Here is a 22,487-nt window from a genome sequence, read left to right on the forward strand (position 1 = left end):
TTGGATAATAAACAGGCAAGAGAAAATAAGTTTTCTTTTGCCTGTTTTCACCAATTAATATCTATTAAATCGGCGTTTATCCGGGTGCCTCTGCGGTTAAAAATAAAAAAATCTAATTCTTATCAGAATTTGATTGCACCTCAATTTCTTCACAGACCAATTCAGCAATTTTTTTAGCCGCCCCCGATTCTCCTCGAACCGCACGCAAACGATCGCCCATCTGTGCTAATTTATCAGGATGGCTCAAATAGTCGATCGCCAATTGAGCCACAGCATCGGGTTCCAGCTTCCCAATTAACTCCGGCACAATCTCTTCCTGTGCCCAAATATTCGGCCAAGCATAAAGCTTTCCCTTTCCCAATTGCCAGATTAGCCAATTAATCGCCGTCGCAAAAGCTGAACCGACTAACGGCAAATTTGCCAGCAATCCCGGCAATCCGTCCCAAGCTTTCATCGCATCCAATTGCTGCGTCGGAATCAAAACAATCATCGGTACGGCTAACGAACCCAATTCGGCAGTATTCGCTCCCACAGTAGTTAAACACAGGCTGCATTCTGATAGCAAATCGTAGGCGGGTGTCTGCGTCCAAAGTTCTACTTGCAAGTTATTTGCTGTCTGCAAAAACGGCGGTTCTGTTAACTGAAGTTCGGCGCTAGCGTTCTCAAATAAATGCAGGCAAGGATTTTGTTCAGGGTCGGCAAAACGTGCTAAAGTTTGCACATCTATGGTAGGAGCAACGGGAATTACAAAGCGAGTTTCAGGGCGGAGGCGATGGATGGATTGGGCAATCGACAAACATAACGGTACACCTAAAGCTAATTTGGCGGCTTTAGAACCGGGCAACAATCCAATTAATTCTATTTTCCGTAGGGGCGGTGCTCCCGTGCCCGCCCTGCCCGATTTCCCGTTCCCTACTTCGGCGATCAAATCTCCGACAACTGTAAATTTCTTAGCATATTTTTCGGGAATTTTGGCAAAAACTTCCGGTTTCATCGCCGCAAATTTATCAATCCAGCGATACCACCGCGCGTCCCATTCAGCATAAATAACAGTGCGATATTTGAGTCTTTTGCCAATTACAACCGTAAAAAATTGATCGCCGCCTAAAAACAAAACAACTCCTGTTTCATACCAATCCCAATTTTCAGCAGTTTTGCCAGATAATAGGAATGGAAAAAAATGCTCCGGTGCTTGAACTCTGTCAACTTCTGGGTAGGAACACGCGATTTGCGCTTCTTTCCCCGTGGCGTGCGGACAGGGAGACAGCACCACAGAGATTCGCGCTTGAGTGCCCGCGTTTCCCAATTGCTGGCGCAAAGCTTGCACGGCGGGACGCACCCAAGTTGCCAATTCTCCGGGGCCGTTGGAGAGGATTAAAATATCGACTGTCATAGGATTTAATATTTGAGAGGATACAAGGGAGAATTTATGACAGATTTAATTGATGCCGTCAAGACGGGTGATGTTGCGGCTGTAGAAAGTGCGATCGAACAGCGTGCAGATATCAATGCCAAAGATGAGGAAGGTGCGACGGCTTTGACGACGGCGGCTGAAGCTGGCAATTCGGCGATCGTCAAAAAATTGCTGGCAGCAGGTGCCGGACCCAACAGTCAGGATAATGACGGGTGGACGCCCTTAATGAGTGCCGCTGCTGCCGGACATACGGAGATTGTACAGCTTTTGCTGGAGGCGGGGGCGGATGTGAATGCTAAAACTAATTTTGGTTTGACGGCTTTGATGAGTGCTGCAGGTAGCGGGCGCACTCAAGTTGTGGAATTTTTAATCGATAAAGGAGCTGATATCAAAGCTAAGGATAATAATACTTGGACTGCGTTAATTTGGGCGTCTTCGGAGGGGCACAAAGATGCGGTTGAGCTTTTGAAGCTAGCGCGCGATCGGGCTTAATTATTCACAGGAATTACGCATTAAGGCCAGAGAAACCGGGTTTTTTACCTAATCTGTGGACTATAACGAAGGATTTTCGTAAAAAAAACCGGTTTCTGACTACCCCATGCGTAAGTCCTAAATTCATAAACTGGGTTGATTCCAGAAACGGGGTTTTTGATTAAACCCGGTTTATGAGAGTCTTTGCGTAAGTCCCGTTAAAATTTCATCAACCTGGTTTCTAGCCAAGCAAGAAAGTAAAACTATAAAAGTCAACTGGAGGAAATGTTAGTTGTTTCAAAGTTAATCCAGCATCTCCCTCAAGAATTGCAATTGTATCTCCTCTTTTTGAGATAACTAAATCTGCACCCACTGGAGATATTTGATAGTCACTGAGTTTTCCTGATAGCTGGAGTGCATCTCCCTGACTGGGGTTGAAGCCGCGAATGAGAGCCTCCCCCGGACCTAAATACAAATCTTGAGTGGTGCGGACGAAGCTAGTAGCCGAAAGCTGACTATTGTCATAAGCCAAAATAAAAGTATCAGCACCTTCGCTTCCAATCAAGGTATCAAATTCGTTGCTACCGTAGCTCAAATAACGACCATCAAAGTCAACTCCAATAATTGTCGATTTTCCCTTGCCAAAAGCAGTCACAAAATCATTCCCCGAAGTCCCGACAAAAGTTGCAGAGCGATTTGTTTCAAATTGCCCAACTTTTGTATACTGATCGAGACCTGAAGCAAAACTTCCTGCTTGAACAGCCGCATCAACATCGGGATTGTTTGCTAAATATCCAGCTTCCCAAAAGTTATCCAATACAGAAACTTGATCGAAAATCAAGAAATCAGGTTCCCGATTTTCTAGAAACGGCATATTCGCAACACCCTCGACTTCAGCAATCACTGGGACAATCCTAGAGCTTGGTAGTCCCTCAATCTGAAAATTTCCAGAAGCGTTAAACCGATAATTGTAGCCGCTTCGCGTTCCCGCTACGCGGATCTTATCGGCTTGCGGGTCAAAGTTTTTAATCGTAGCTGCGCCACTGGCGACGATATACGAGAGGTAGAATTGATTATCCTTCACACCGAGAAGGAAAGTATTACTACCTTGACCGCCAATGAGCGTATCGCGATCGTTACGAGGGGGTCTGTTTTCATAAACTCTATTTCCCGCTGCATCTAAAGATACTTCAACGCCAGTGATTTCAACTTGTCCTACACCAAATCCCGTTACAATGTCAGTATCTTTAGTCCCGACAAAGGTAGCCGATCGCGCTGGCTCAAATTGTCCAAATTTTCGGTAGTGTTCGCCACCTGTTTTGAAAACTCCCGCCTTGACTGCTGCTGCTACATCGGGGTTTTTCAGCAAGTATTCGGGTTCAAAAAAGGTGTTCGCATAAAGACCTTCTTTGGCTCCGAATTTGATAAAGTGTTCCAAACCCGATTTGAAAGTGCCGTTCTGTACAAACGGCACAAGTACGGGGTATCTTTTTAAATAAAATGCTTCGTCATAGTCAGGCGATACTTGGGTGCGGCCTTCATCGTAACCAAACTGGATAAAGTGGTCTAGACCAGAGGCAAAAGGCGCATTTGGATTGTTTGGGGCGCGAACCAAGCGAGCAATCTCTGGATTTTGAGATAGATAGGTTTCTTCGTCAAAGTAACGCGATACTTTGGTCAGGCCGCCGGCTTGACCGAACTTTTCAAAGTGTTCTCTCCCGGATTTTATAATTCGTGCATCAATAGCCGGTTTCACCCAAGGATATTGCGCCAGGTAGTATGGCTCGTCAAAAATGTCATAATTAGTCATAATTATTTGTGCAAGCTTAGTCTGCTTACTTGTCGGTTAAACTTGACCCACTATAAATAACTCTACGAACTCACTATGTCAAGTTAATTATTGTTAAGCTGATTTTATTATTTTTATGGCAAACACAACAGCGCGATCGCCCTTTTTGCGAATGTGCGATCGTACCGAAAACAGCCAAAGGCAAATCCTGAATAGCTTCAAAATTTCTACTCAAGTGAAAGTCTACTAATAAAAATACTTTCTTGTGAGTATATTATATTCAAACTGAGATTTCCGCCACCTTGAATAACAGCGATTGTGTCAAACAAACCGCTGCCCAATACACCGACTTGGCGAGTTTGGATAGCTAAATCTCGGTTATTGTTGATGGGAGACAACAATAATCGATCTGATAATTGATCTAAGGGAATTCCTTCTAGCAGGATATTATCCTGACCTTGGGTAAAATTCTGAATTGTGGCAAAACCTGGCCCGATGTAGAACTGTCTGCTTGTGGCAGATGTCCTACCCATTGAAATGCCTTTGAGGTGGAATGTATCGCGGCCGCTACCGCCAATGAGAGTATCGAATTCATTGTTGCCATAACTTTCATAACCGTAGGAGAAGTTGCTTTGTAAACCGACTTCAACTCCAATTAATCCGACATTCCCCACCCCTACACCAGTGAGAATGTCATTGCCGGAAGTTCCGACAAAAGTTGCAGAGCGGCTTGGCTCAAATTGCCCAAAATTAAAGTAGTGTTCCCTACCTGTTTTCAATGCCCCAGATTCGACAAACGGCCGAATGTCGGGGTTGTTCTGTAAGTAAGCCGATTCAAAAAAAGAAGTACCAAACCGACTGTCTTGGATTCCGAAGAGAATGAAGTGCTGGTAGCCATTTTTAAAAGTTCCATTCTGAATAAACGGCTGCAAATCTTGGTTACTTGCTACATAAAATGCTTCGTCATAGTCAGGCGATACTTGGGTGCGACCCTGTTCGTAACCGTATTGGATAAAGTGGTCTAAACCAGAGGCAAAAGGCGCATTTGGGTTGTTTGGGGTGCGAACCAAGCGAGCAATATCTGGATTTTGAGATAGATAAGTATTTTCGTCAAAGTAACGCGATACTTTGGTCAGGCCGCCGCCTTGACCGAACTTTTCAAAGTGTTCTCTGCCGGATTTTATAATTCCTGTATCAATAGCAGGTTTCACCCAAGGATATTGCGAAAGGTAGTATGGTTCGTCAAAAATGTCATAGTTAGTCATAAGTTTTTCTCCAAGCTTAGTCTGCTTACTTGTCGGTTAAACTTGATCCACTATAACTAACTCTACTAACTCACTATGTCAAGTTAATTATTGTTAAGCCTGTTTTATTATTTTTAAGGCAAACACAAAAGTACGATCGCCCTTTTTGCGAATGTGCGATCGTACTCCCCAGCAGCAATCAGGCAAATCCCCACTAGCTTAGAGATTTCTAGCCAAGTAGAGATAGAGAAACTCTAGATTCTGGTAATAGATTCAACTTGAGATTTCCGCCGCCTTCAATAACAGCGATCGTGTCAAAGCTACTAATTCCCGAACTTCCATCTGGAAAGTAGACGAACAAGCCGTTCGTTTGGATAGCTAAATCTCGATTGTTGTTGATGGGAAATATCAAGAATTTATCTAAAGAAGGTTGGATATCGCTTGTTGCTAGCTGAATGGTATCCTGACCTTGGGTAAAGTTACGAATTGTAGCAAAACCTGGCCCGATATATAACTTTGTTGGGGAACTGTATAGCTTACCACCACCGCCTACTAAAAGGTCTCCGAGCATGAATTTATCGCGGCCGCTACCGCCAGTGAGAGTATCGAATTCATTACTGCCCTCACTTTCATAATTTCGGCCGGGGATGGAAAAGCCATCACTGTTTGCAACATAACCTACTTCAACTCCAATTAATTCGGTATTTCCCACCCCAGCACCGGTGATGATGTCATTGCCGGAAGTTCCGATAAAAGTCGCAGAGCGGCTTGGATCGCTTTTCCCAAAATTGAAGTAGTGTTCGCGACCGGTTTTCCAGGCTCCAGAGTTGACCAACGGCACAATATCGGGGTTTTTCAGTAAGTATTCCGTTTCAAAAAACGAAGTTCCAAATTGACCGTCTTTGATGCCGAATTCAATGAAATGCTGGTAGCCGTTTTTAAAAGTTCCATTCTGAATAAACGGCTGCAACTGTCGGTTACTTGCGAGATAAAACGCTTCGTCATACTCAGGCGATACGCGAGTGCGACCTTCTTCGTAACCGTATTGGATAAAGTGGTCTAGGCCCGTCGCAAAAGGTGCATTTGGGTTGTTGGGGGTGCGGACTAAGGCAGCGATGTCTGGGTTGCCAGCAAGGTAAGTAGCTTCGTCAAAATACCGCGATACTTTGGTTAAGCCGCCGGCTTGACCGAATTTTTCAAAGTGTTCTCTTCCAGAGTTGATAACTCCTGCATCAATAGCTGGTTTGACCCAAGGATATTGATCGAGGTAGTATTTTTCGTCAAAAATTGCGTAACTAGCCATGTCTTCCTACTGCGGCTTTAATGAGCTGTTTATGCAATTTATCAATCATCCCGAACTGATACAATACCCGATCGGGTGATTTTTTCCAAGTGTCAAATCTCACTTAAGCTCTATGCTTTCTAGCCCAGGAAAGTGAGACCGACTGGAGGACTAAACGGATTTATCATCTCAATCGGTTGCAGAGTTAGATTTGATCCACCCTGAATTGTGGCAAGTGTATCTCCCGACTTTTGAATTAATAAGTCCGCCCCTGATGGAAATATACTCAGTTCATTAACGTTTTCCACCAACTGAATAAAATCTTTTCCCTTTTCAAAATTGACAATCCTGGCCTCCCCACTGCCCGTATAGAAATCTACCCGGCTGATCAAACCACGTCGGTTGTTGGGAACAGCATCTCCGATCACGAAGTAATCAATGCCAGAAGTGCCAATCAATGTATCGAATTCCGTGGTAGTCAGGAAAGGCTCTCTGGTGATGTCATCCAATTTCAAAGCGTCATACTTATTCTTATTAATGCCAAAAGGTGGATTAGGGCCGGCGAAAGCTACTTGCAGTCCGATAATTTGATTTTTTCCCGCTGTAAATCCCGTGACGATATCATTACCGTTGGTTCCTGTAAAAAATCCGTATCGATTTGACTCAAATTGCCCAAATTTTAGATAGTGTTCTCGACCAGTTTTTAAACTTCCAGCCTCCACAACTGCCGCCACATCTGGGTTATCTCCCAAGTAACGTGGTTCAAAGAAACTTGTCCCGTACCTACCTTCTGTTTTTCCAAATTGGATAAAGTGTTGAAACCCGGATTTAAAAATTCCGTTCTGCACAAACGGAGTTATTTCCGGGTGGCGCTTTAAATAAAAAACTTCGTCGTAGTCAGGCGATACTCGCGTGCGGCCTTCTTCGTAACCAAACTGGATAAAGTGGTCTAAACCTGAAGCAAAGGGTCGGTTTTGGTTGTTGGCGGTGCGAACAAATGGTGCAATATCTTGATTTTGAGCTAGATATGTATCTTCGTCAAAATATCGCGATATTTTTGTGAGGCCGGCGGCTTGACCGAATTTTTCAAAGTGTTCTCTTCCAGATTTGATGATTCCTGCATCAATGGCTGGTTTCAGCCACGGATATGAAGCAAGGTAGTATTGTTCGTCAAAAATTGCGTAACTAGCCATGTTTTCCTCCTGCGGCTTTAATGAGGTATTTATGCAATTTATCAATCATCGGAAACTGAGACAATTACCTGATAGGGTGATTTTTTTTAACAGTTCAATCGCACTTAAGCTCTAGGCTTTCTAGCCAAGGAAAGTGAGAAAAACTGGAGGATCAAAAGGATTTATCCTCCCAATCTGTTGGGGATTTTGATTTAAACAGCCCTGAATTATGGCAATTGTATCTGCCGATTGTTGAATTAATAAGTCTCCCCCTGAGAACCCAAGGCAAACCATCCATAGCTTTGAGATTCCTACCCAAGTAAAGATCTCAAACTACTAGATCCTAGTAATAGATTTAAATTGAGATTTCCGCCCCCTTCAACAACAGCAATTGCGTCAAAGCGGCTGCCTATACTATCTCTATTTTCAAAGACTGGAAAACCTTTAATTTGGATAGCTAAGTCCCGATTATTGTTGATGGGAAACGCCAATAATTGATCTAAGGAAATCGCTATCTGGATGATATCCTGACCTTGGGTAAAGTTGCGAATTGTAGCAAAACCAGGGCCGATGTAGAACTGTCTGGATGAGATGGTGCCTCCCCTGAAGCCAACAAAGTCACCGAGCACGAATGTATCGCGGCCGCTACCGCCAATGAGAGTGTCCAATTCATAGCCGCCGTCACTTTCATATCGTCGGATGCCGTTAGGGGCTTCTACGTCAACTCCAATTAATTCCACATTCCCCGCCCCGGAACCGGTGAGGATGTCATTGCCGGAAGTTCCCACAAAAGTCGCAGAGCGGCTTGGCTCAAATTGTCCAAACTTGAAGTAGTGTTCCCGACCAGTTTTCAAGGTTCCAGATTCGACAAACTGCTGAATGTCGGGGTTGTTCCCTAAGTATCCCTGTTCAAAGAAAGAAGTAGGCAACCGACCGTCTTTTACCCCGAATTGAATAAAATGCTGGTAGCCATTTTTAAAGGTTCCATTCTGAATAAACGGCTGCAAATCTTGGTTAGTTCCTACATAAAAACCTTCGTCATACTCAGGCGATACGCGAGTGCGACCCTCTTCGTAACCGTATTGGATAAAGTGGTCTAGTCCGGTCGCAAAAGGCGCGTTTGGATTGTTGGGAGTGCGCACAAAGGGTTTAAGGTCTGGATTTCGCTCAAGGTAAGTATCTTCGTCAAAATACCGGGATATTTTTGTGAGGCCGGCGGCTTGACCAAATTTTTCAAAGTGTTCTCTTCCAGATTTAATGATGCCTGCATCAATGGCTGGTTTCAGCCACGGATATTGCGAAAGGTAGTATTGTTCGTCGAAGATATCGTAATTCATAGTTTGCTGTTTAAAATAAAGTGCGATCGTACTTTTTCATAGCACAATCGCCCACAACAAATTAAAAGTCATCAATCATCAGCATTAGCTAATGACCAATGACCAATGACCAATGACCAATGACCAATGACCAATGACCAATGACTATCCAATCAAGAAAGTGCCGTTGCCGTTAGATTCTTGGAAACTCAAATTTAAACTTGCTCCTCCTTCAATGACGCCCAGCACATCTCCAAAACGCTGGATTGACAAATTGTTGCCAATGGGAGTTAGGCTGTAGCCGTTTAAAGAAGTTCCTTGCAGTTGGATAAAATCGCTTTCGATGTCGAAGTTGCGAATCGTAGCTTGACCGTTACCCAAATACAGCGGCGTCGGGCTAAAATTCCCGGATGTAGGAGGAACTCCGAGTACGAATGTATTGGTGCCCGGAGCACCAATCAAGACATCGAATTCATTGGTGCCAAAGCTTTCATACTGGCGGTTGCCTTGGGGATCTATACCTACTTCCACTCCCACAAGTTCGACATCGCCCACGCCAACACCAGTTAAAACATCGTTGGTACGGGTGCCGACAAAAGTCGCGTCGCGGGCAGGCTCAAATTGTCCAAAATTGAAGAAGTGTTCCCGGCCGGTTCTCAAGTTTCCAGAGTTGACAAACGGCACGATGTCGGGGTTTTCTTTTAAGTATTCCGGTTCAAAAAATGAAGTTCCAAACCGACCTTCTTTGGCCCCGAATTGAACGAAATGTTGGTAGCCTGATTTGAAAGTTCCGTTTTGAATAAACGGTTGGAGTTCAGAGTTGTTTGCTAAATAAAAGGTTTCGTTGTATTCGGGTGATACTTGGGTGCGGCGCTGTCCTTCATCGTAACCGAACTGGATAAAGTGATCGAGGCCGGTCGCAAAAGGCGCGTTTGGGTTGACTGTACGAACGAAGGGTGCGAGGTCTGGATTCCCAGCAAGGTAAGCATTTTCGTCAAAATAACGCGATACTTTAGTTAGACCGCCTTCTCGCCCAAATTTTTCAAAGTGTTCTCTTCCAGATGAGATGACTCCTGCGTCAATGGCTGGTTTGACCCAAGGATATGAGGCGAGGTAGAATTGTTCGTCGAAAATTGCGTAGTTAGCCATGTTTTCCCCTTAAGGTTTTGATGAGTTTGAGAGTTTATAGCAATTAGCTTTCCATGAACTCGATCGCCGATCAGGAATTTACATAAAATAGACTTTATTAAATTGTTTTAAGTTCCTGGTGAAGTTTAAACTTTTTTTGACTCAGCAATTATCCGAAGGCTACATTCTGCCTTCAGAATTTATGCGTTTTTTACATTAGTTAATTTGTCATCGCAAGTTTAATCAATTATACAAAACTTGGAACTTTTTTCAGGATTTTTTTCTCAATTGTTGGTTAATTTTTAATTATTTTTATCCAATTCATTAATCGTATACATATTTAAATAAAATTGTCAAGTAAATTTTTGTAAACAAAATATGGAGTATTTGCTCAAGGAATTTATAAAAAAATGTAACGAAAAGTTGGCCTAAATTTGTCGAATTGTGTCATGTGCAGGCTCAAATCGCCTAATGGCAAGCGTTTTCTGGTAAAAATGCTTATGGGATAAAAAAATTCCCGATTCCCGAAAACAGCATCTTAAAGGAGCCTAACCGGATGTTCACTCACGTCAAGCCCACCATTCGCCACGTTGTGCCGGAAAACTTGCAGGGGCGCTCGCTCATGAAGGTGGTCTATGTCGTACTGGAACCGCAGTATCAAAGCGCCCTGTCGGCAGCGGTTCGATCGATAAACCAGAAAAATCCGAATTTGGCAATAGAAATCAGCGGCTACCTGATCGAGGAACTCCGCAGCCCGGAAAATTACGAGGCCTTCAAGCGGGATGTGGCAGATGCCAATGTATTTATTGCTTCTCTAATTTTCATCGAAGATTTGGCAGAAAAAGTGGTAGCGGCGGTGGAACCGCTGCGCGACAGCTTGGATGTCGCCGTCGTCTTCCCGTCGATGCCAGGGGTGATGCGACTCAATAAAATGGGCAGTTTCTCGATGGCACAGTTGGGACAAAGCAAAAGTGCGATCGGCGAATTCATGAAAAAACGGAAGGAAAAATCCGGGAGTTCCTTCCAAGACGGAATGCTGAAACTGCTGCAAACTTTGCCGAAAGTGCTGAAATATTTGCCCATCGACAAAGCCCAAGATGCGCGCAACTTCATGCTGAGTTTCCAGTATTGGCTGGGAGGTTCCCAAGAAAACTTGGAAAACTTCTTGCTGATGCTGTCACATAAATATGTATTCAAAGGCCAGGAACAGCTAACTTTTCAAGAGCCCGTTGTCTACCCGGATATGGGAATTTGGCATCCTTTGGCACCGTCCATGTTTGAGGATGTAAAAGGATACCTCACCTGGTACAACGCCCGCAAAGATATTTCGGCAGACCTCAAAGACCCCCTCGCACCTTGCATCGGCTTGGTATTGCAGCGGACTCACTTAGTCACCGGAGATGACGCGCACTATGTAGCAATGGTGCAGGAATTGGAGGCAATGGGGGCGCGGGTGGTGCCAATTTTTGCCGGCGGTTTGGACTTCTCGAAACCAGTCGAAACTTTCTTCTTGGAAGTTGGGACCAAAGGTGTTGCGCCGCTGCCGATAGTTGATGCGGTGGTTTCTCTGACTGGTTTTGCTTTGGTGGGCGGCCCGGCGAAACAAGATCACCCGAAGGCGATCGAGACTTTGAAAAAATTAAATTGCCCTTACATGGTGGCTTTGCCACTGGTTTTCCAAACGACGGAAGAGTGGGAAAATAGTGATTTAGGCTTGCACCCGATTCAAGTTGCTTTGCAAATTGCCATTCCTGAGTTGGATGGCGCGATCGAACCGATTATTTTGTCGGGAAGAGACGGCGCAACTGGCAAGGCGATCGCGCTGCAAGATAGAATCGAAGCAATTTCCCAGCGGGCCATGAAGTGGGCAATGCTGCGCCGCAAACCAAAATTAGATAAAAAAGTTGCGATCACAGTTTTCAGTTTCCCGCCCGACAAAGGCAATGTCGGAACTGCCGCTTATTTAGACGTTTTCGGGTCGATTTACCAAGTATTGAAAGCCTTAAAAGGCAACGGTTACGACTTGCCAGAATTGCCGGATTCCGCCGAGAAACTGATGCAAGAAGTCATCCACGACGCAACAGCCCAATACCAAACTCCCGAATTGAATATTGCTTACCGGATGTCCGTAGCCGAGTATGAAGAATTCACTCCTTACTCGGAACGCTTGCAAGAAAATTGGGGCCCGCCTCCGGGGCATTTGAACAGCGATGGACAAAATTTGCTGATTTTCGGCAAACATTTCGGCAATGTGTTTATCGGAGTGCAACCTACTTTTGGATATGAAGGCGATCCGATGCGGTTGTTATTCTCTCGTTCCGCCAGCCCCCACCACGGTTTTGCTGCTTACTACACATATTTGGAGCGCATTTGGGGTGCGGATGCGGTGCTGCACTTTGGCACTCACGGTTCGCTAGAATTCATGCCCGGTAAGCAGATGGGAATGTCTGGGGATTGTTATCCCGACAGTTTGATCGGCAAAATTCCCAATATCTATTATTACGCCGCCAACAATCCCAGCGAGGCAACAATTGCCAAGCGCCGCAGTTATGCTGAAACAATCAGCTATCTGACTCCTCCGGCTGAAAATGCTGGTTTGTATAAAGGTTTGCAGGAACTCAGCGAGTTAATTGCTTCTTATCAAACTTTGAAAGAGACTGGGCGCGGTGTGCCGATTGTTGATGCGATCGTTGAAAAATGCCGTTTGGTGAATTTGGACAAGGATATCGCCCTACCTCCCGAACAAGAAAGAGGGGTTGCTGCGGGAATGACTTCGGAGGAACGCGACAATTTAGTTGGCTTGGTTTACCGCAAGTTGATGGAGATTGAGTCGCGGTTGTTACCTTGCGGTTTGCACGTTATCGGTAAGCCGCCGACTGCGGAAGAGGCGATCGCAACTTTGGTGAATATCGCCAATTTAGACCGCGAAGAAGACGGGCTGATCAGCTTGCCGCGGATTATTGCTAACAGTCTCGGACGCGATATCGGCGAAATTTACACCAACAGCGACAAAGGCATTTTAAATGATGTTGAATTGCTGCAAAACATCACCTTGGCTTGTCGGGATGCCGTTGGCGCTTTGGTGAAGGAACAAACCGACGCTGAGGGTAGAGTTTCCCTTGTTTCTAAGTTGAATTTCTTCAACATGGGCAAGAAAACACCTTGGATTGATGCGCTGCACGCCGCCGGTTACAAAAAAATCGATCCAGAACCGATTAAACCGCTGTTTGAGTATCTGGAATTCTGCTTGCAGCAAGTTTGTGCCGACAACGAATTAGGCGCTTTGTTGCGCGCGTTAGAAGGCGAGTATGTTCTGCCTGGCCCCGGTGGCGATCCGATTCGCAACCCGGATGTTTTGCCGACTGGCAAGAATATGCACGCTTTGGACCCGCAGTCAATCCCTACAACGGGGGCGGTGAAGTCTGCTAAGCTTGTAGTCGATCGGCTGTTAGAAAGACAGCGCGTTGATAACGGCGGAAATTACCCAGAAACGATCGCCGTTGTGTTGTGGGGAACCGACAACATCAAGACTTACGGCGAATCCCTCGCCCAAGTAATGTGGATGGTGGGAGTGAAGCCAGTTCCCGACGCTTTGGGCCGGGTAAACAAACTCGAATTGCTTTCTTTAGAAGAGTTAGGACGCCCTCGGATCGACGTAGTAATTAACTGTTCCGGCGTATTCCGCGACTTGTTCATCAACCAAATGAATTTGTTAGATAAAGCCGTGAAAATGGCAGCGGAAGCCGACGAACCGTTAGAGATGAACTTCGTCCGCAAACACGCCTTGAAGCAAGCGGAAGAAATGGGAATCAACCTGCGGCAAGCAGCAACCCGGGTATTTTCCAATGCTTCCGGTTCCTATTCATCTAACGTCAACTTGGCGGTCGAAAACAGCACTTGGGAAAGCGAAGCAGAGTTGCAGGAAATGTACTTAACTCGCAAATCCTTCGCCTTTTCTTCCGACAATCCCGGCACAATGGAACAAGACCGGAAGATTTTTGAATCCTCCTTGAAAACTGCGGAAGTCACCTTCCAAAACTTGGATTCTGCGGAGATTTCCCTAACCGACGTGTCGCACTATTTCGACTCCGATCCGACTAAATTGATCGGCAGTTTGCGCGCAGATGGGAAGAAACCAGCATCCTTTGTTGCTGATACAACCACAGCCAACGCGCAGGTGCGGACGCTATCCGAAACCGTGCGTTTAGATTCGCGGACTAAGCTGCTGAATCCGAAGTGGTACGAGGGGATGTTGTCGCACGGTTATGAAGGTGTGCGGGAGATTTCTAAGCGTCTGGTGAATACAACTGGATGGAGTGCTACGGCGGGCGCTGTGGATAATTGGGTGTATGAGGATGTTAACACTACGTTTATCCAAGATGAGGAGATGCAGAAGCGTTTGCTGAATTTGAATCCTCATTCGTTCCGCAAGATTGTCAGCACTTTGTTGGAAGTGAATGGCCGGGGTTATTGGGAGACTTCGGAGAACAATTTGGATCGCTTGCGCGAGTTGTATCAGGAGGTGGAAGACCGGATTGAGGGGGTCGAATAAGGTTCCCAAATTAGTCTAGAATTGTGTAGGGGTAGCGGATACCCCTGCACTGTTTTGAAAAGGTCAAGTTTATGTAAACAAATTTAATAGAATTGGTATAGCTTAAGAGTAGAGATTACCGTACTCCTACCACCTTCATCATTAGGGAAAACTTTACACAAACTCTAGGTGAAAATCTCTAGTTAGTGTGTTATCATATATTTATATATAAAATTTTTAGTAAACAATCAATATATTAAAGTAAATTAATGACTCAAATAAACAAACTCCTAGGCAAGCTGATGCTTGGTTGATCGGATGCTAATTTTTCCTTTAGCGATTTATGTCAAATACTCCAGATTTTAGGATTTGAGGTAAGGATTAAGGGGAGTCACCATATTTTCACGAAGGAGGGAGTCGCAGACATTCTCAACCTCCAACCCCAGAAAGCAGATAAATCAAAAGCTAAAGCTTATCAAGTAAAGCAAGTTCGTGCAGTAATTCTGAAATATAAATTGGTCAACCGAGATGATAATGAAATATGAAGTAATCATTTACTGGAGTGAGGAAGACCAGGCATTTATTGGCGAAGTACCTGAATTGCCAGGATGTGCTGCAGATGGCGAAACTTATCGAGAAGCACTGCAAAATTTAGAGATTATTATGCAGGAGTGGATAGAAACCGCTAACGCACTCGGTCGTCCTATTCCTCAACCGAAAGGTCGCTTGATGTTTGCGTAGTTGAAATAGAATCACAGCCGATCGCCCCGATATTCCCCAAGGTGCGATCGCCCCTTCTTTTACCTAATCAAATGGATTCAATATAGTTAACCCCTCAACGCGCTTAAAATCCTTAGCATTGCGAGTTACAAAGACACATCCCTCAACTAAAGCACAGGCTGCAATTACACCATCACCTAATTTCAAGCGATAATCTCTAGGAATTTTGGCTGCACGATCTAAAACAGATTCTGTTAATGATACGCACTTAATAAGCCTCAAAAATTCCCGCATCTCATTCGCTTGTTCTTCTATCAATGCCGGGTAACAAAGTAACTCTACCCAACTAATCGGAGAGTAAAATGCCTCTGCATCTCCAGCTTCAATCTCATCAAATATAGGCTGAACCTCCGGCTCGTCATAGAAGTAGTAAATCAGAATGTTGGTATGAGAAGATATTTATTAATCATCCCATTCTTCTCTAAGTTGCAACTGGAATTCCAAAGCATTCACACGCTTAGGCAAAAAACCTCGCCATCTCTTTAAATTTTTCCTGGGCAATCTTTCACTGCTATCCTGAGTCTGGGTTGTTACCCGATCGCGCATCAATGCTGACAATACTTCTAAAAGCTGCTGTTGCTCGTCAGGAGTAAGATTTTGAGCCTGACTCAGTACCTCGCTATAAGTAGACATAGGCTTTATGTTGAGATTTTTTGGCTGATGGTTATTATAGCAATTTAGGATCGAAGGAAGTGCGATCGCCCTTATCTTCCCCTGCATGGCAATTTAGTTTTAAGGAATGTTGGCAGGAACTTTGATGTTATCACCTACGCTTCAACCCCAGCACGCTGAGAAAAAAGCTCGACAGAACCATCTGTAAACCGACAGTCAGGCAAGTGAGCGAGGGAATAACCAAACGCAGAGTTTTAAAAGGGTCTAAAGTACCGAAAGCTGTTTCGCTCCAGATACTCAATGACAAAAACGAGCCAACGATTCCGATTAAAATCAGCGTGACTCCGACAATCAATCCTGTCTCTAGAGTGATATAGCGAAATATTTTATTGAGTTTGGGGTCTTCGGGCAGCAGTTTTTCGCTGATGGCGAAAAGTTTGGTGAAGAAAGCGAAAGTTACTGCTTGAAAACCGATGATAATTGCCATCGCACCATAAAGCAGCGTGTGTACATCAAAGCTGATACTTCCGATCTTTTGAGAACCGGGCAACAGCCAAACGACGATAATTAGACCCAAAATCATCAGCGCCACACCCGGATACAGAAATAGCCACCGGGGACTGTAAACCAGCATAAATCGCAGGTTCCGCCAGCCATCTCGCCAAGTTCGCAGGTGTGGCGGACGGCTGCGGCCGTCGGGAGAGAGTACGGTGGGAACTTCAGCGACTCGAAGCTTGTAGATAGAGGCTTTGACCACCATTTCGCCAGCAAATTCCATCCCCGTTGTTTGCAAGTCGAGTTTCAAAATTGACTCTCTCCTGAAACCCCGCAACCCGCAGTTAAAATCGCCGGCGGGACTTGAAAAGAATAGCCGCCCAATCCATGTCAGCGCCGGATTTCCAAAATATTGGTGCAGCGGCGGCATGGCCCCCGGTTTGATGCCCCCTTGAAAGCGGTTTCCCATAACTAAATCCCACCCTCCCCGCAATTGTTCGACAAACGGGCCGAGGTTGGAAAAGTCGTAGCTGTCGTCAGCGTCGCCCATGATAATATAAACTCCGCGCGCTGCGAGGATGCCTCCCATGAGGGCGCTGCCATAGCCTTTTGCCACTACCGGTACGACTCGGGCCCCCATTCTGGTGGCGATATCTTGAGAACCGTCAGTGCTGCCGTTGTCTGCTATGATGACCTCGCCGACAATATCAAGTTCGCGCAGAGACTTCTGTGCCTTCTCGATGCAGATTCCTAAAGTTTCTGCCTCGTTGAGGCAGGGCATGAGTATAGAAAGTTCGAGAGTGTATTCCCGGCTGGTGTTGCTTTGCTCTGGCATAGGTTTATTCCACTGTTGCTGGCCATCGACAATAGTTGCATTTCCAGTATCTATGTTTAAAATATTGATCGAGAACAAAACTCAATAAAACTTAATTAGCATTGTTAATGGTAGTTTTTGTATCGGCCACTTTCGCGCTGTAGTATAAGTTGGTGAACTAATGAATAGAACCGTTTTTCTGGTATTGCTTGCTGCTATTTTGTGCGGCGTGGCAGGTCAATTCAGTCTGAAGGCAGGAGCTAAAATCTTAGGGCCCATTGGCGCTGCTAATCTAATGGAAAAAATTCTAGCAATGGCTACCCAGCCGTTGATTGTAGGTGGTCTTTCTTTGTATGCAATTTCTTCCATAGGCTTTATTGTAGTTTTGTCGCGGGCAAATCTTAGCATAGTCTCACCTTTATTGTCAATTAGTTACCTGTTTACTGTTTTAGGTGGCAAACTTATATTTCACGAGCCTTTGCCACCGCTGCGGTTAGTAGGGGTAGCGCTAATTATGACGGGAGTAATTTTTGTACTCCGAGGTCAAGCTGGGGGAGTGACTGGAGGCAACTAGCCACTTTTAAGATTGACGCTGGAGTGCTGAATTGATAACTTAGGTCAAAGGGTGTATTTGAGCCTTCTGTTATGAAATAATGCTGCTGTATGTCTAATATTCCTGAGCCTGTGAATCCCCATCAATTGTTGAGCGATCGCACCGCAGTTCTTGCTACCATGCACCAAAAAGAACGGGTGATGGCTCCGGTTTTGCAACGAGAATTGGGCGTAAATATCCTAGTACCTGCGGAGCTTGACACTGACACTTTCGGCACCTTCACGCGAGAAGTTAAACGCTTAGGAACACAAATAGAAGCGGCTCGCCATAAAGCACAAAAAGCCCTAGAAATTGCGGGCGAAACTCTTGCCTTTGCCAGCGAAGGTACTTTCGGCCCTCACCCAATGATGCCGTATCTGCCAGCTAACAGAGAAATAGTAATTTTATTAGATCGAGCCAACAATCTAGAACTCATCGGCGACTCTTTCTCCGTTGAAACTAACTACAGTCACCAGTTAGTTTCCAGTATAGAAGAAGCAGGTGATTTTGCCAAAAAAGCTGGATTTCCCGATCACGCACTGGTGGTTATAGTTGGCGACGCTGCACTCGGTAACGGCGAAATTGTCAAGGGCATTAGGACAGAAAAACAATTTTTTGACGCTGTGACAGCAGGCTTAAAAAGATCGTCAACCGGCCGAGTTCATATCGAAACAGATATGCGGGCGATGTACAATCCAACTCGGATGAAAAACATCGAAAATGCCACTCTCGATCTAGTTAAAAAATTCAAGCAATTCTGCCCAGAGTGCGGTTGGCCGGGATTCGATATTGCTGAGATGAAAATCGGATTGCCCTGCGGACTGTGCTATTTTCCGACTCAGCTAGCGCGATCGGCAATCTATAAATGCAAAAAGTGCGGTTATACTAAAGAAAAACTATTTCCCGACGGTCGAGAGACTGCCGATCCTTCCCTTTGTCAATATTGCAACCCTTAGAAAAATAATTGCACAAAAATAGTAAAGTTTGTCACAATATTATTGATAGTTCCCTAATTAAATTCACTAATGATAGCCATAGAAACAGAACGCAACTGGAAACCTGTTATTAAAGAATTTGAGACTGTAGTTGGCAAAAATGGTGTGGTGCAGCGCCGCGAAGAGTTGATTGTCTATGAGTGCGACGGTCTCGCTAGCTACCGCCAGCGCCCCGCCGTGGTGGTATTGCCTCGAACTACGGAGGAAGTAGCGCAAGTTGTCAAAATATGCGATCGCAACTCAATTTTCTGGGTGGCTAGAGGCGCAGGCACCGGCCTTTCCGGCGGCGCTTTGCCTGTAGAAAACTGCGTGCTGATTGTCACTGCCCTGATGCGAAAAATCCTGAAAGTAGACTTAGAAAATCAGCAAGTAGTCGTGCAACCGGGAGTAATTAATAACTGGGTAACGCAAGCAGTTAGCGGCGCTGGTTTCTACTACGCGCCAGATCCTTCCAGTCAAATTGTTTGTTCGATTGGCGGCAACGTTGCCGAAAATTCTGGCGGGGTTCACTGCCTCAAATACGGAGTCACAACGAATCACGTTTTAGGATTAAAATTGGTACTGCCCGACGGTTCTATTGTCGATGTCGGCGGCGAAATTCCCGAAATGCCCGGTTACGATTTAACTGGTGTATTTGTCGGTTCTGAAGGCACTTTAGGAATCGCTACAGAAGTTACTCTGCGAATTCTCAAAGCGCCGGAATCGATTTGCGTTCTCCTAGCGGATTTTTCCAGTATAGAAGCAGCGGGCGAATCGGTTTCCGATATTATCAGCGCTGGCATTATTCCTGGCGGCATGGAAATCATGGACAACATCAGCATCAATGCTGTGGAAGATGTGGTGGCAACTGGATGTTATCCCCGCGATGCGGCGGCAATTCTACTCGTAGAAATCGACGGTTTAGAAGTGGAAGTTGCCACAAACAAACAGCGGATTGCCGATATTTGCAAGCATAACGGAGCACGAAATATCACCACGGCAAGCGACCCGGAAACGCGCCTAAAAATTTGGAAAGGGCGGAAAGCTGCTTTTGCGGCGGCGGGCCATCTCAGCCCGGATTATTACGTGCAAGATGGCGTAATTCCGCGAACGCAAATGGCTTATGTTTTGAAAGAAATTGAGGGTTTGAGCGAGAAATACGGTTATCGAATTGCCAATGTATTTCACGCGGGAGACGGGAATTTGCACCCGCTGATTCTGTACGATAACTCGGTAAAAGGTGCGCTGGAAAAAGTGGAAGAATTGGGCGGGGAAATTCTCAGGCTTTGCGTGAAAGTTGGGGGAAGTCTTTCGGGCGAACACGGCATCGGCGCTGACAAGAAGTGTTTTATGCCCGATATGTTTTCGGAGGTAGATTTGGAGACGATGCAGTGGGTACGTCAGGTGTTTAATCCAAAAGGTTTGGCGAATCCTGGGAAGATGTTTCCGACGCCGAAGACTTGCGGCGAAGCGGCGAGGGCTAAGGTTGAAACTTTTAAGAAGTTGGAGGGTGCAGAAGTTTTTTAATTAGTTATTTATGCGGGTAAGGTGAGCAGAAAAGCACCTGACAATTCTCTCTACAATGGGGAGGCAAAGCCTCTAAGTATGCGTTCCCAGCCAGAGTCGGGTAACGAGAAAAAACGATTTTTCTCGTTTTTTAGGAGTGCGAGCGTCCCGCTCGCTTGTTGGCTTATATATCAAGTTGGTAAGGTGCAGATTGCACATTCCGCGCTAAGGTGCGATCGGAATTTTGATAGTAAATTCCGTGCCCTTGCCCAATTCCGAAGTACAATATAATTCTCCTTTGTGCCTTTCTACAATAATTTGGTAGCTAATTGACAAACCCATTCCCGTGCCTTTGCCAATAGGTTTGGTAGTAAAAAATGTATCGAATATGCGCTGCTTGACTTCCTCAGTGATTCCCGGCCCGTTGTCGGCAATTTTGATTTCTATAAAATTGCCAACAACTTCCGTACAAATCCTAATCTGGCTAGGTTTTTCTAGCATTTCTTGACAATTTTGCCTCTTGTTCGCATCCTCTAAGGCATCGATCGCATTGCTGAGAATATTCATAAAAACTTGATTTATTGGCCCAGCAAAACACTCAACAAGCGGTAATTCTCCGTATTGTTTTACAATTTGAATTGGCGGCTTTTCTCCGTTCCCTTTCAAACGATGATTGAGAATTAACAGCGTGCTGTCAATACCTTCGTGGAGGTTAATGGGTTTCATCTGCGAATCGTCGTGCCGCGCAAAGTTTCGCAGCGACTGCACAATCTGGCAAATCCTCTCGACACCAACGCTCATTGAAGATAGTATTCTAGGTAAATCTTCACCTAAAAAATCCAGTTCATTCTCTTCTCTTTCCTGTTGAATTTCCGCGACTGGATCGGGATAATGCTTTTGGTAAAGTTCAAGGTGGTGAAACAAGTCTTGAGTATAATTTGTGAGATGAGTGAGATTGCCGTAAATGAAGCTGACTGGGTTGTTAATTTCGTGAGCGACGCCGGCAAGTAGCAATCCCAAACTAGACATTTTTTCGCTTTGAACTAATTGGGAATTAGTGGCTTTGAGTTCGTTAAGTGTGGCTGCTAGTTGAGCGGCTTGTTCTCGGCTTTGTGCTTCAGAATTATGCAAGGCTTCTTCGGCTTGTTTGCGCTCAGTGATGTCTCTCTGTACACCAATAAAATGAGTTAATTTGCCCAGTCGATCGCGCACGGGAGATATTGAGAAACAATTCCAGAACGCGGTTCCATCTTTGCGGTAATTCTTTAATATTACTTTGCACTCGCTTTCAGTTTGCAAGGCTTGGCGAATTATTTCTACTGCCGCCGGATCAGTATCGCTTCCGTGCAAAAATCGGCCGTTTTTCCCGATAATTTCCTGCCGCCGATAACCTGTCATACTTTCAAATGCGGGATTGCAATAAATAATTGGATTTTCGGGGTCAGTGGCGTCAGAAATCGTAACTCCGGTGCTCGTAGCTGCTATCGCTCGATCGTACAACCAAAGCATTTCTTCTGCGCGCTTGCGATCGGTAATGTCCCGCAGCGTAGCTAAATAAGCCATTTCTCCATCCCATTCCGTTTCCACCACCCGCATTTCTACTACAGCATTTGCTTTTTGCTTGCGAATAGCTTCAACTTCTGTTTGCACGACGCGAGTTCCTGGTGCTTCTGTTTTTCCAACTTGGGGAATAATATCCGTCGCCATCTCAAGGTCGCAAGCTGAAACTTCTACTACTAAATTGCCAAAAAATGCTTGCCCTAGAAGTTCCTCAGCAGTGCAGTTAAACAGCGCTTCTGCTGACGGGTTGGCAAAACAAATAAGTCCTAGCTTGTTGACGATTGCGATGCCGTCGGCATTTTTTTCGATCACATTCCGAAACCGAGATTCGCTAGCTTTCAAATCCTGCTTTAGCTGTTCCATTGCTCGCTCCATCTGCTGCAATTCGCACAGGCTAAGACTATAAGCTTCGGAAATATTTGCCTCGGTCGAAGTCTCGGCTCTTTTTTTTGTCATCTGTTGGGAGCCTGTTCTATTGGTCAGATTGGGAGCAGTTTTTTTGTGGTTCCTGCTAATATTACTGACTTTATTTTCTGGATCGGCTTCTTGAAAAAACATATTTCTACCCTACCCAATTATTTTTGACATTAACCTATTGCGATCGCCCTATTTTCCGGGAAATTTAGGGAGGGAGCAATTTACACCCGATGCTAGCACATTACTTTTCTAATTCATCCTAAAACTTCGTTAAAATTCCTGAGTAATCGCACTATAATTATCTATTACGTTTTATTAAGTAATTTCCACAACATTGACACTTACGTAGCGATACGAACGGTGCAAGCTGGAGATGGCTTCAATCCCTCT

The 22,487-nt window shown here is 45.1% G+C and carries 17 protein-coding genes and 1 pseudogene; 7 read left to right on the top strand and 11 right to left on the bottom strand.

The genetic code is table 11. The features are described from left to right. Window positions 1-112: 112 nt before the first annotated feature. A complete protein-coding gene (locus QUA23_RS00890; RefSeq protein WP_333072785.1) occupies window positions 113-1,393 on the bottom strand; it encodes a lipid-A-disaccharide synthase in 1,281 nt (426 codons plus the stop codon). A 36-nt stretch (window positions 1,394-1,429) separates the two neighbouring features. Here QUA23_RS00890 and QUA23_RS00895 point away from each other — a divergent pair, with 36 nt between their 5' ends. Further along, window positions 1,430-1,906 (top strand): ankyrin repeat domain-containing protein, encoded by a 477-nt coding sequence (locus tag QUA23_RS00895; RefSeq protein ID WP_333072786.1) that lies wholly within the window; start codon window positions 1,430-1,432, stop codon window positions 1,904-1,906. Window positions 1,907-2,126: 220 nt separating this feature from the next. Here QUA23_RS00895 and QUA23_RS00900 read toward each other — a convergent pair whose 3' ends face one another. From QUA23_RS00900 to QUA23_RS00925, 6 genes are all read right to left on the bottom strand, one after another. Beyond that, on the bottom strand, window positions 2,127-3,695 hold the full coding sequence (locus QUA23_RS00900; protein WP_333072787.1) for a hypothetical protein: 1,569 nt from the start codon (window positions 3,693-3,695) through the stop codon (window positions 2,127-2,129). A gap of 206 nt (window positions 3,696-3,901) precedes the next feature. Beyond that, a complete protein-coding gene (locus QUA23_RS00905; protein WP_333072788.1) occupies window positions 3,902-4,939 on the bottom strand; it encodes a calcium-binding protein in 1,038 nt (345 codons plus the stop codon). Between the two features lie 208 nt (window positions 4,940-5,147). Further along, a complete protein-coding gene (locus tag QUA23_RS00910) occupies window positions 5,148-6,221 on the bottom strand; it encodes a calcium-binding protein (protein ID WP_333072789.1) in 1,074 nt (357 codons plus the stop codon). Window positions 6,222-6,340: 119 nt separating this feature from the next. Beyond that, entirely contained in the window at window positions 6,341-7,393 is a 1,053-nt protein-coding gene (locus tag QUA23_RS00915; protein WP_333072790.1) for a calcium-binding protein, read from the bottom strand. Window positions 7,394-7,683: 290 nt separating this feature from the next. Next, a complete protein-coding gene (locus tag QUA23_RS00920; protein ID WP_333072791.1) occupies window positions 7,684-8,709 on the bottom strand; it encodes a calcium-binding protein in 1,026 nt (341 codons plus the stop codon). Between the two features lie 144 nt (window positions 8,710-8,853). Continuing rightward, complete coding sequence (locus tag QUA23_RS00925) at window positions 8,854-9,837, bottom strand: calcium-binding protein (protein WP_333072792.1); 984 nt, start codon at window positions 9,835-9,837, stop codon at window positions 8,854-8,856. Between the two features lie 535 nt (window positions 9,838-10,372). Between QUA23_RS00925 and QUA23_RS00930 the strand changes: the two genes are divergently transcribed. The 3 genes and pseudogenes from QUA23_RS00930 to QUA23_RS00935 all read left to right on the top strand — a co-directional run bounded on the left by QUA23_RS00930 (window position 10,373) and on the right by QUA23_RS00935 (window position 15,088). Next, window positions 10,373-14,368 carry a magnesium chelatase subunit H gene (locus QUA23_RS00930; RefSeq protein ID WP_333072793.1) on the top strand — a complete coding sequence of 1,332 codons (3,996 nt, stop codon included), beginning with the start codon at window positions 10,373-10,375 and terminating at the stop codon, window positions 14,366-14,368. A gap of 326 nt (window positions 14,369-14,694) precedes the next feature. Further along, a pseudogene (locus QUA23_RS30955) lies at window positions 14,695-14,892 on the top strand (type II toxin-antitoxin system HicA family toxin); the annotation flags it as partial. Continuing rightward, complete coding sequence (locus QUA23_RS00935; protein ID WP_333072794.1) at window positions 14,882-15,088, top strand: type II toxin-antitoxin system HicB family antitoxin; 207 nt, start codon at window positions 14,882-14,884, stop codon at window positions 15,086-15,088. The pseudogene QUA23_RS30955 and the gene QUA23_RS00935, both read left to right, overlap by 11 nt. A gap of 63 nt (window positions 15,089-15,151) precedes the next feature. Here QUA23_RS00935 and QUA23_RS00940 read toward each other — a convergent pair whose 3' ends face one another. The 3 genes from QUA23_RS00940 to QUA23_RS00950 all read right to left on the bottom strand — a co-directional run bounded on the left by QUA23_RS00940 (window position 15,152) and on the right by QUA23_RS00950 (window position 17,069). Beyond that, window positions 15,152-15,526, bottom strand: coding sequence for a type II toxin-antitoxin system VapC family toxin (locus QUA23_RS00940; protein WP_333072872.1), 375 nt, complete (start codon window positions 15,524-15,526; stop codon window positions 15,152-15,154). 3 nt (window positions 15,527-15,529) lie between these two features. After that, window positions 15,530-15,760 carry a hypothetical protein gene (locus QUA23_RS00945; RefSeq protein ID WP_333072795.1) on the bottom strand — a complete coding sequence of 77 codons (231 nt, stop codon included), beginning with the start codon at window positions 15,758-15,760 and terminating at the stop codon, window positions 15,530-15,532. A 130-nt stretch (window positions 15,761-15,890) separates the two neighbouring features. Continuing rightward, window positions 15,891-17,069: a glycosyltransferase family 2 protein gene (locus QUA23_RS00950; RefSeq protein ID WP_333072796.1), complete on the bottom strand. Its 1,179-nt coding sequence runs from the start codon at window positions 17,067-17,069 to the stop codon at window positions 15,891-15,893. A gap of 160 nt (window positions 17,070-17,229) precedes the next feature. On the opposite strand from QUA23_RS00950, the gene QUA23_RS00955 reads away from it, so the two are divergent. The 3 genes from QUA23_RS00955 to glcD all read left to right on the top strand — a co-directional run bounded on the left by QUA23_RS00955 (window position 17,230) and on the right by glcD (window position 20,141). Then, window positions 17,230-17,622, top strand: a complete 393-nt coding sequence (locus QUA23_RS00955; RefSeq protein ID WP_333072797.1) for a transporter — start codon at window positions 17,230-17,232, stop codon at window positions 17,620-17,622. A gap of 89 nt (window positions 17,623-17,711) precedes the next feature. After that, window positions 17,712-18,596, top strand: a complete 885-nt coding sequence (locus QUA23_RS00960) for a DUF6671 family protein (protein WP_333072798.1) — start codon at window positions 17,712-17,714, stop codon at window positions 18,594-18,596. Window positions 18,597-18,665: 69 nt separating this feature from the next. Further along, window positions 18,666-20,141 carry a glycolate oxidase subunit GlcD gene (gene glcD / locus QUA23_RS00965; protein WP_333072799.1) on the top strand — a complete coding sequence of 492 codons (1,476 nt, stop codon included), beginning with the start codon at window positions 18,666-18,668 and terminating at the stop codon, window positions 20,139-20,141. A 204-nt stretch (window positions 20,142-20,345) separates the two neighbouring features. Here the strand turns inward: glcD and QUA23_RS00970 are convergent, their stop codons facing one another. Continuing rightward, the gene (locus QUA23_RS00970) at window positions 20,346-22,136 is read right to left on the bottom strand and encodes a PAS domain S-box protein (RefSeq protein ID WP_333072800.1); all 1,791 of its coding nucleotides are present in this window, start codon (window positions 22,134-22,136) and stop codon (window positions 20,346-20,348) included. Window positions 22,137-22,487: the final 351 nt, after the last annotated feature.

It is taken from the genome of Microcoleus sp. Pol1C5 (genome assembly GCF_036701115.1).
GTDB lineage: Bacteria > Cyanobacteriota > Cyanobacteriia > Cyanobacteriales > Microcoleaceae > Microcoleus.

Bases quoted from the DNA above. Each gene is read 5' to 3' on its own strand.
- QUA23_RS00890 (WP_333072785.1), bottom strand. From the start codon at position 1,393: ATGACAGTCGATATTTTAATCCTCTCCAACGGCCCCGGAGAATTGGCA.
- QUA23_RS00895 (WP_333072786.1), top strand. From the start codon at position 1,430: ATGACAGATTTAATTGATGCCGTCAAGACGGGTGATGTTGCGGCTGTA.
- QUA23_RS00900 (WP_333072787.1), bottom strand. From the start codon at position 3,695: ATGACTAATTATGACATTTTTGACGAGCCATACTACCTGGCGCAATAT.
- QUA23_RS00905 (WP_333072788.1), bottom strand. From the start codon at position 4,939: ATGACTAACTATGACATTTTTGACGAACCATACTACCTTTCGCAATAT.
- QUA23_RS00910 (WP_333072789.1), bottom strand. From the start codon at position 6,221: ATGGCTAGTTACGCAATTTTTGACGAAAAATACTACCTCGATCAATAT.
- QUA23_RS00915 (WP_333072790.1), bottom strand. From the start codon at position 7,393: ATGGCTAGTTACGCAATTTTTGACGAACAATACTACCTTGCTTCATAT.
- QUA23_RS00920 (WP_333072791.1), bottom strand. From the start codon at position 8,709: ATGAATTACGATATCTTCGACGAACAATACTACCTTTCGCAATATCCG.
- QUA23_RS00925 (WP_333072792.1), bottom strand. From the start codon at position 9,837: ATGGCTAACTACGCAATTTTCGACGAACAATTCTACCTCGCCTCATAT.
- QUA23_RS00930 (WP_333072793.1), top strand. From the start codon at position 10,373: ATGTTCACTCACGTCAAGCCCACCATTCGCCACGTTGTGCCGGAAAAC.
- QUA23_RS00935 (WP_333072794.1), top strand. From the start codon at position 14,882: ATGAAATATGAAGTAATCATTTACTGGAGTGAGGAAGACCAGGCATTT.
- QUA23_RS00945 (WP_333072795.1), bottom strand. From the start codon at position 15,760: ATGTCTACTTATAGCGAGGTACTGAGTCAGGCTCAAAATCTTACTCCT.
- QUA23_RS00950 (WP_333072796.1), bottom strand. From the start codon at position 17,069: ATGCCAGAGCAAAGCAACACCAGCCGGGAATACACTCTCGAACTTTCT.
- QUA23_RS00955 (WP_333072797.1), top strand. From the start codon at position 17,230: ATGAATAGAACCGTTTTTCTGGTATTGCTTGCTGCTATTTTGTGCGGC.
- QUA23_RS00960 (WP_333072798.1), top strand. From the start codon at position 17,712: ATGTCTAATATTCCTGAGCCTGTGAATCCCCATCAATTGTTGAGCGAT.
- glcD (WP_333072799.1), top strand. From the start codon at position 18,666: ATGATAGCCATAGAAACAGAACGCAACTGGAAACCTGTTATTAAAGAA.
- QUA23_RS00970 (WP_333072800.1), bottom strand. From the start codon at position 22,136: ATGACAAAAAAAAGAGCCGAGACTTCGACCGAGGCAAATATTTCCGAA.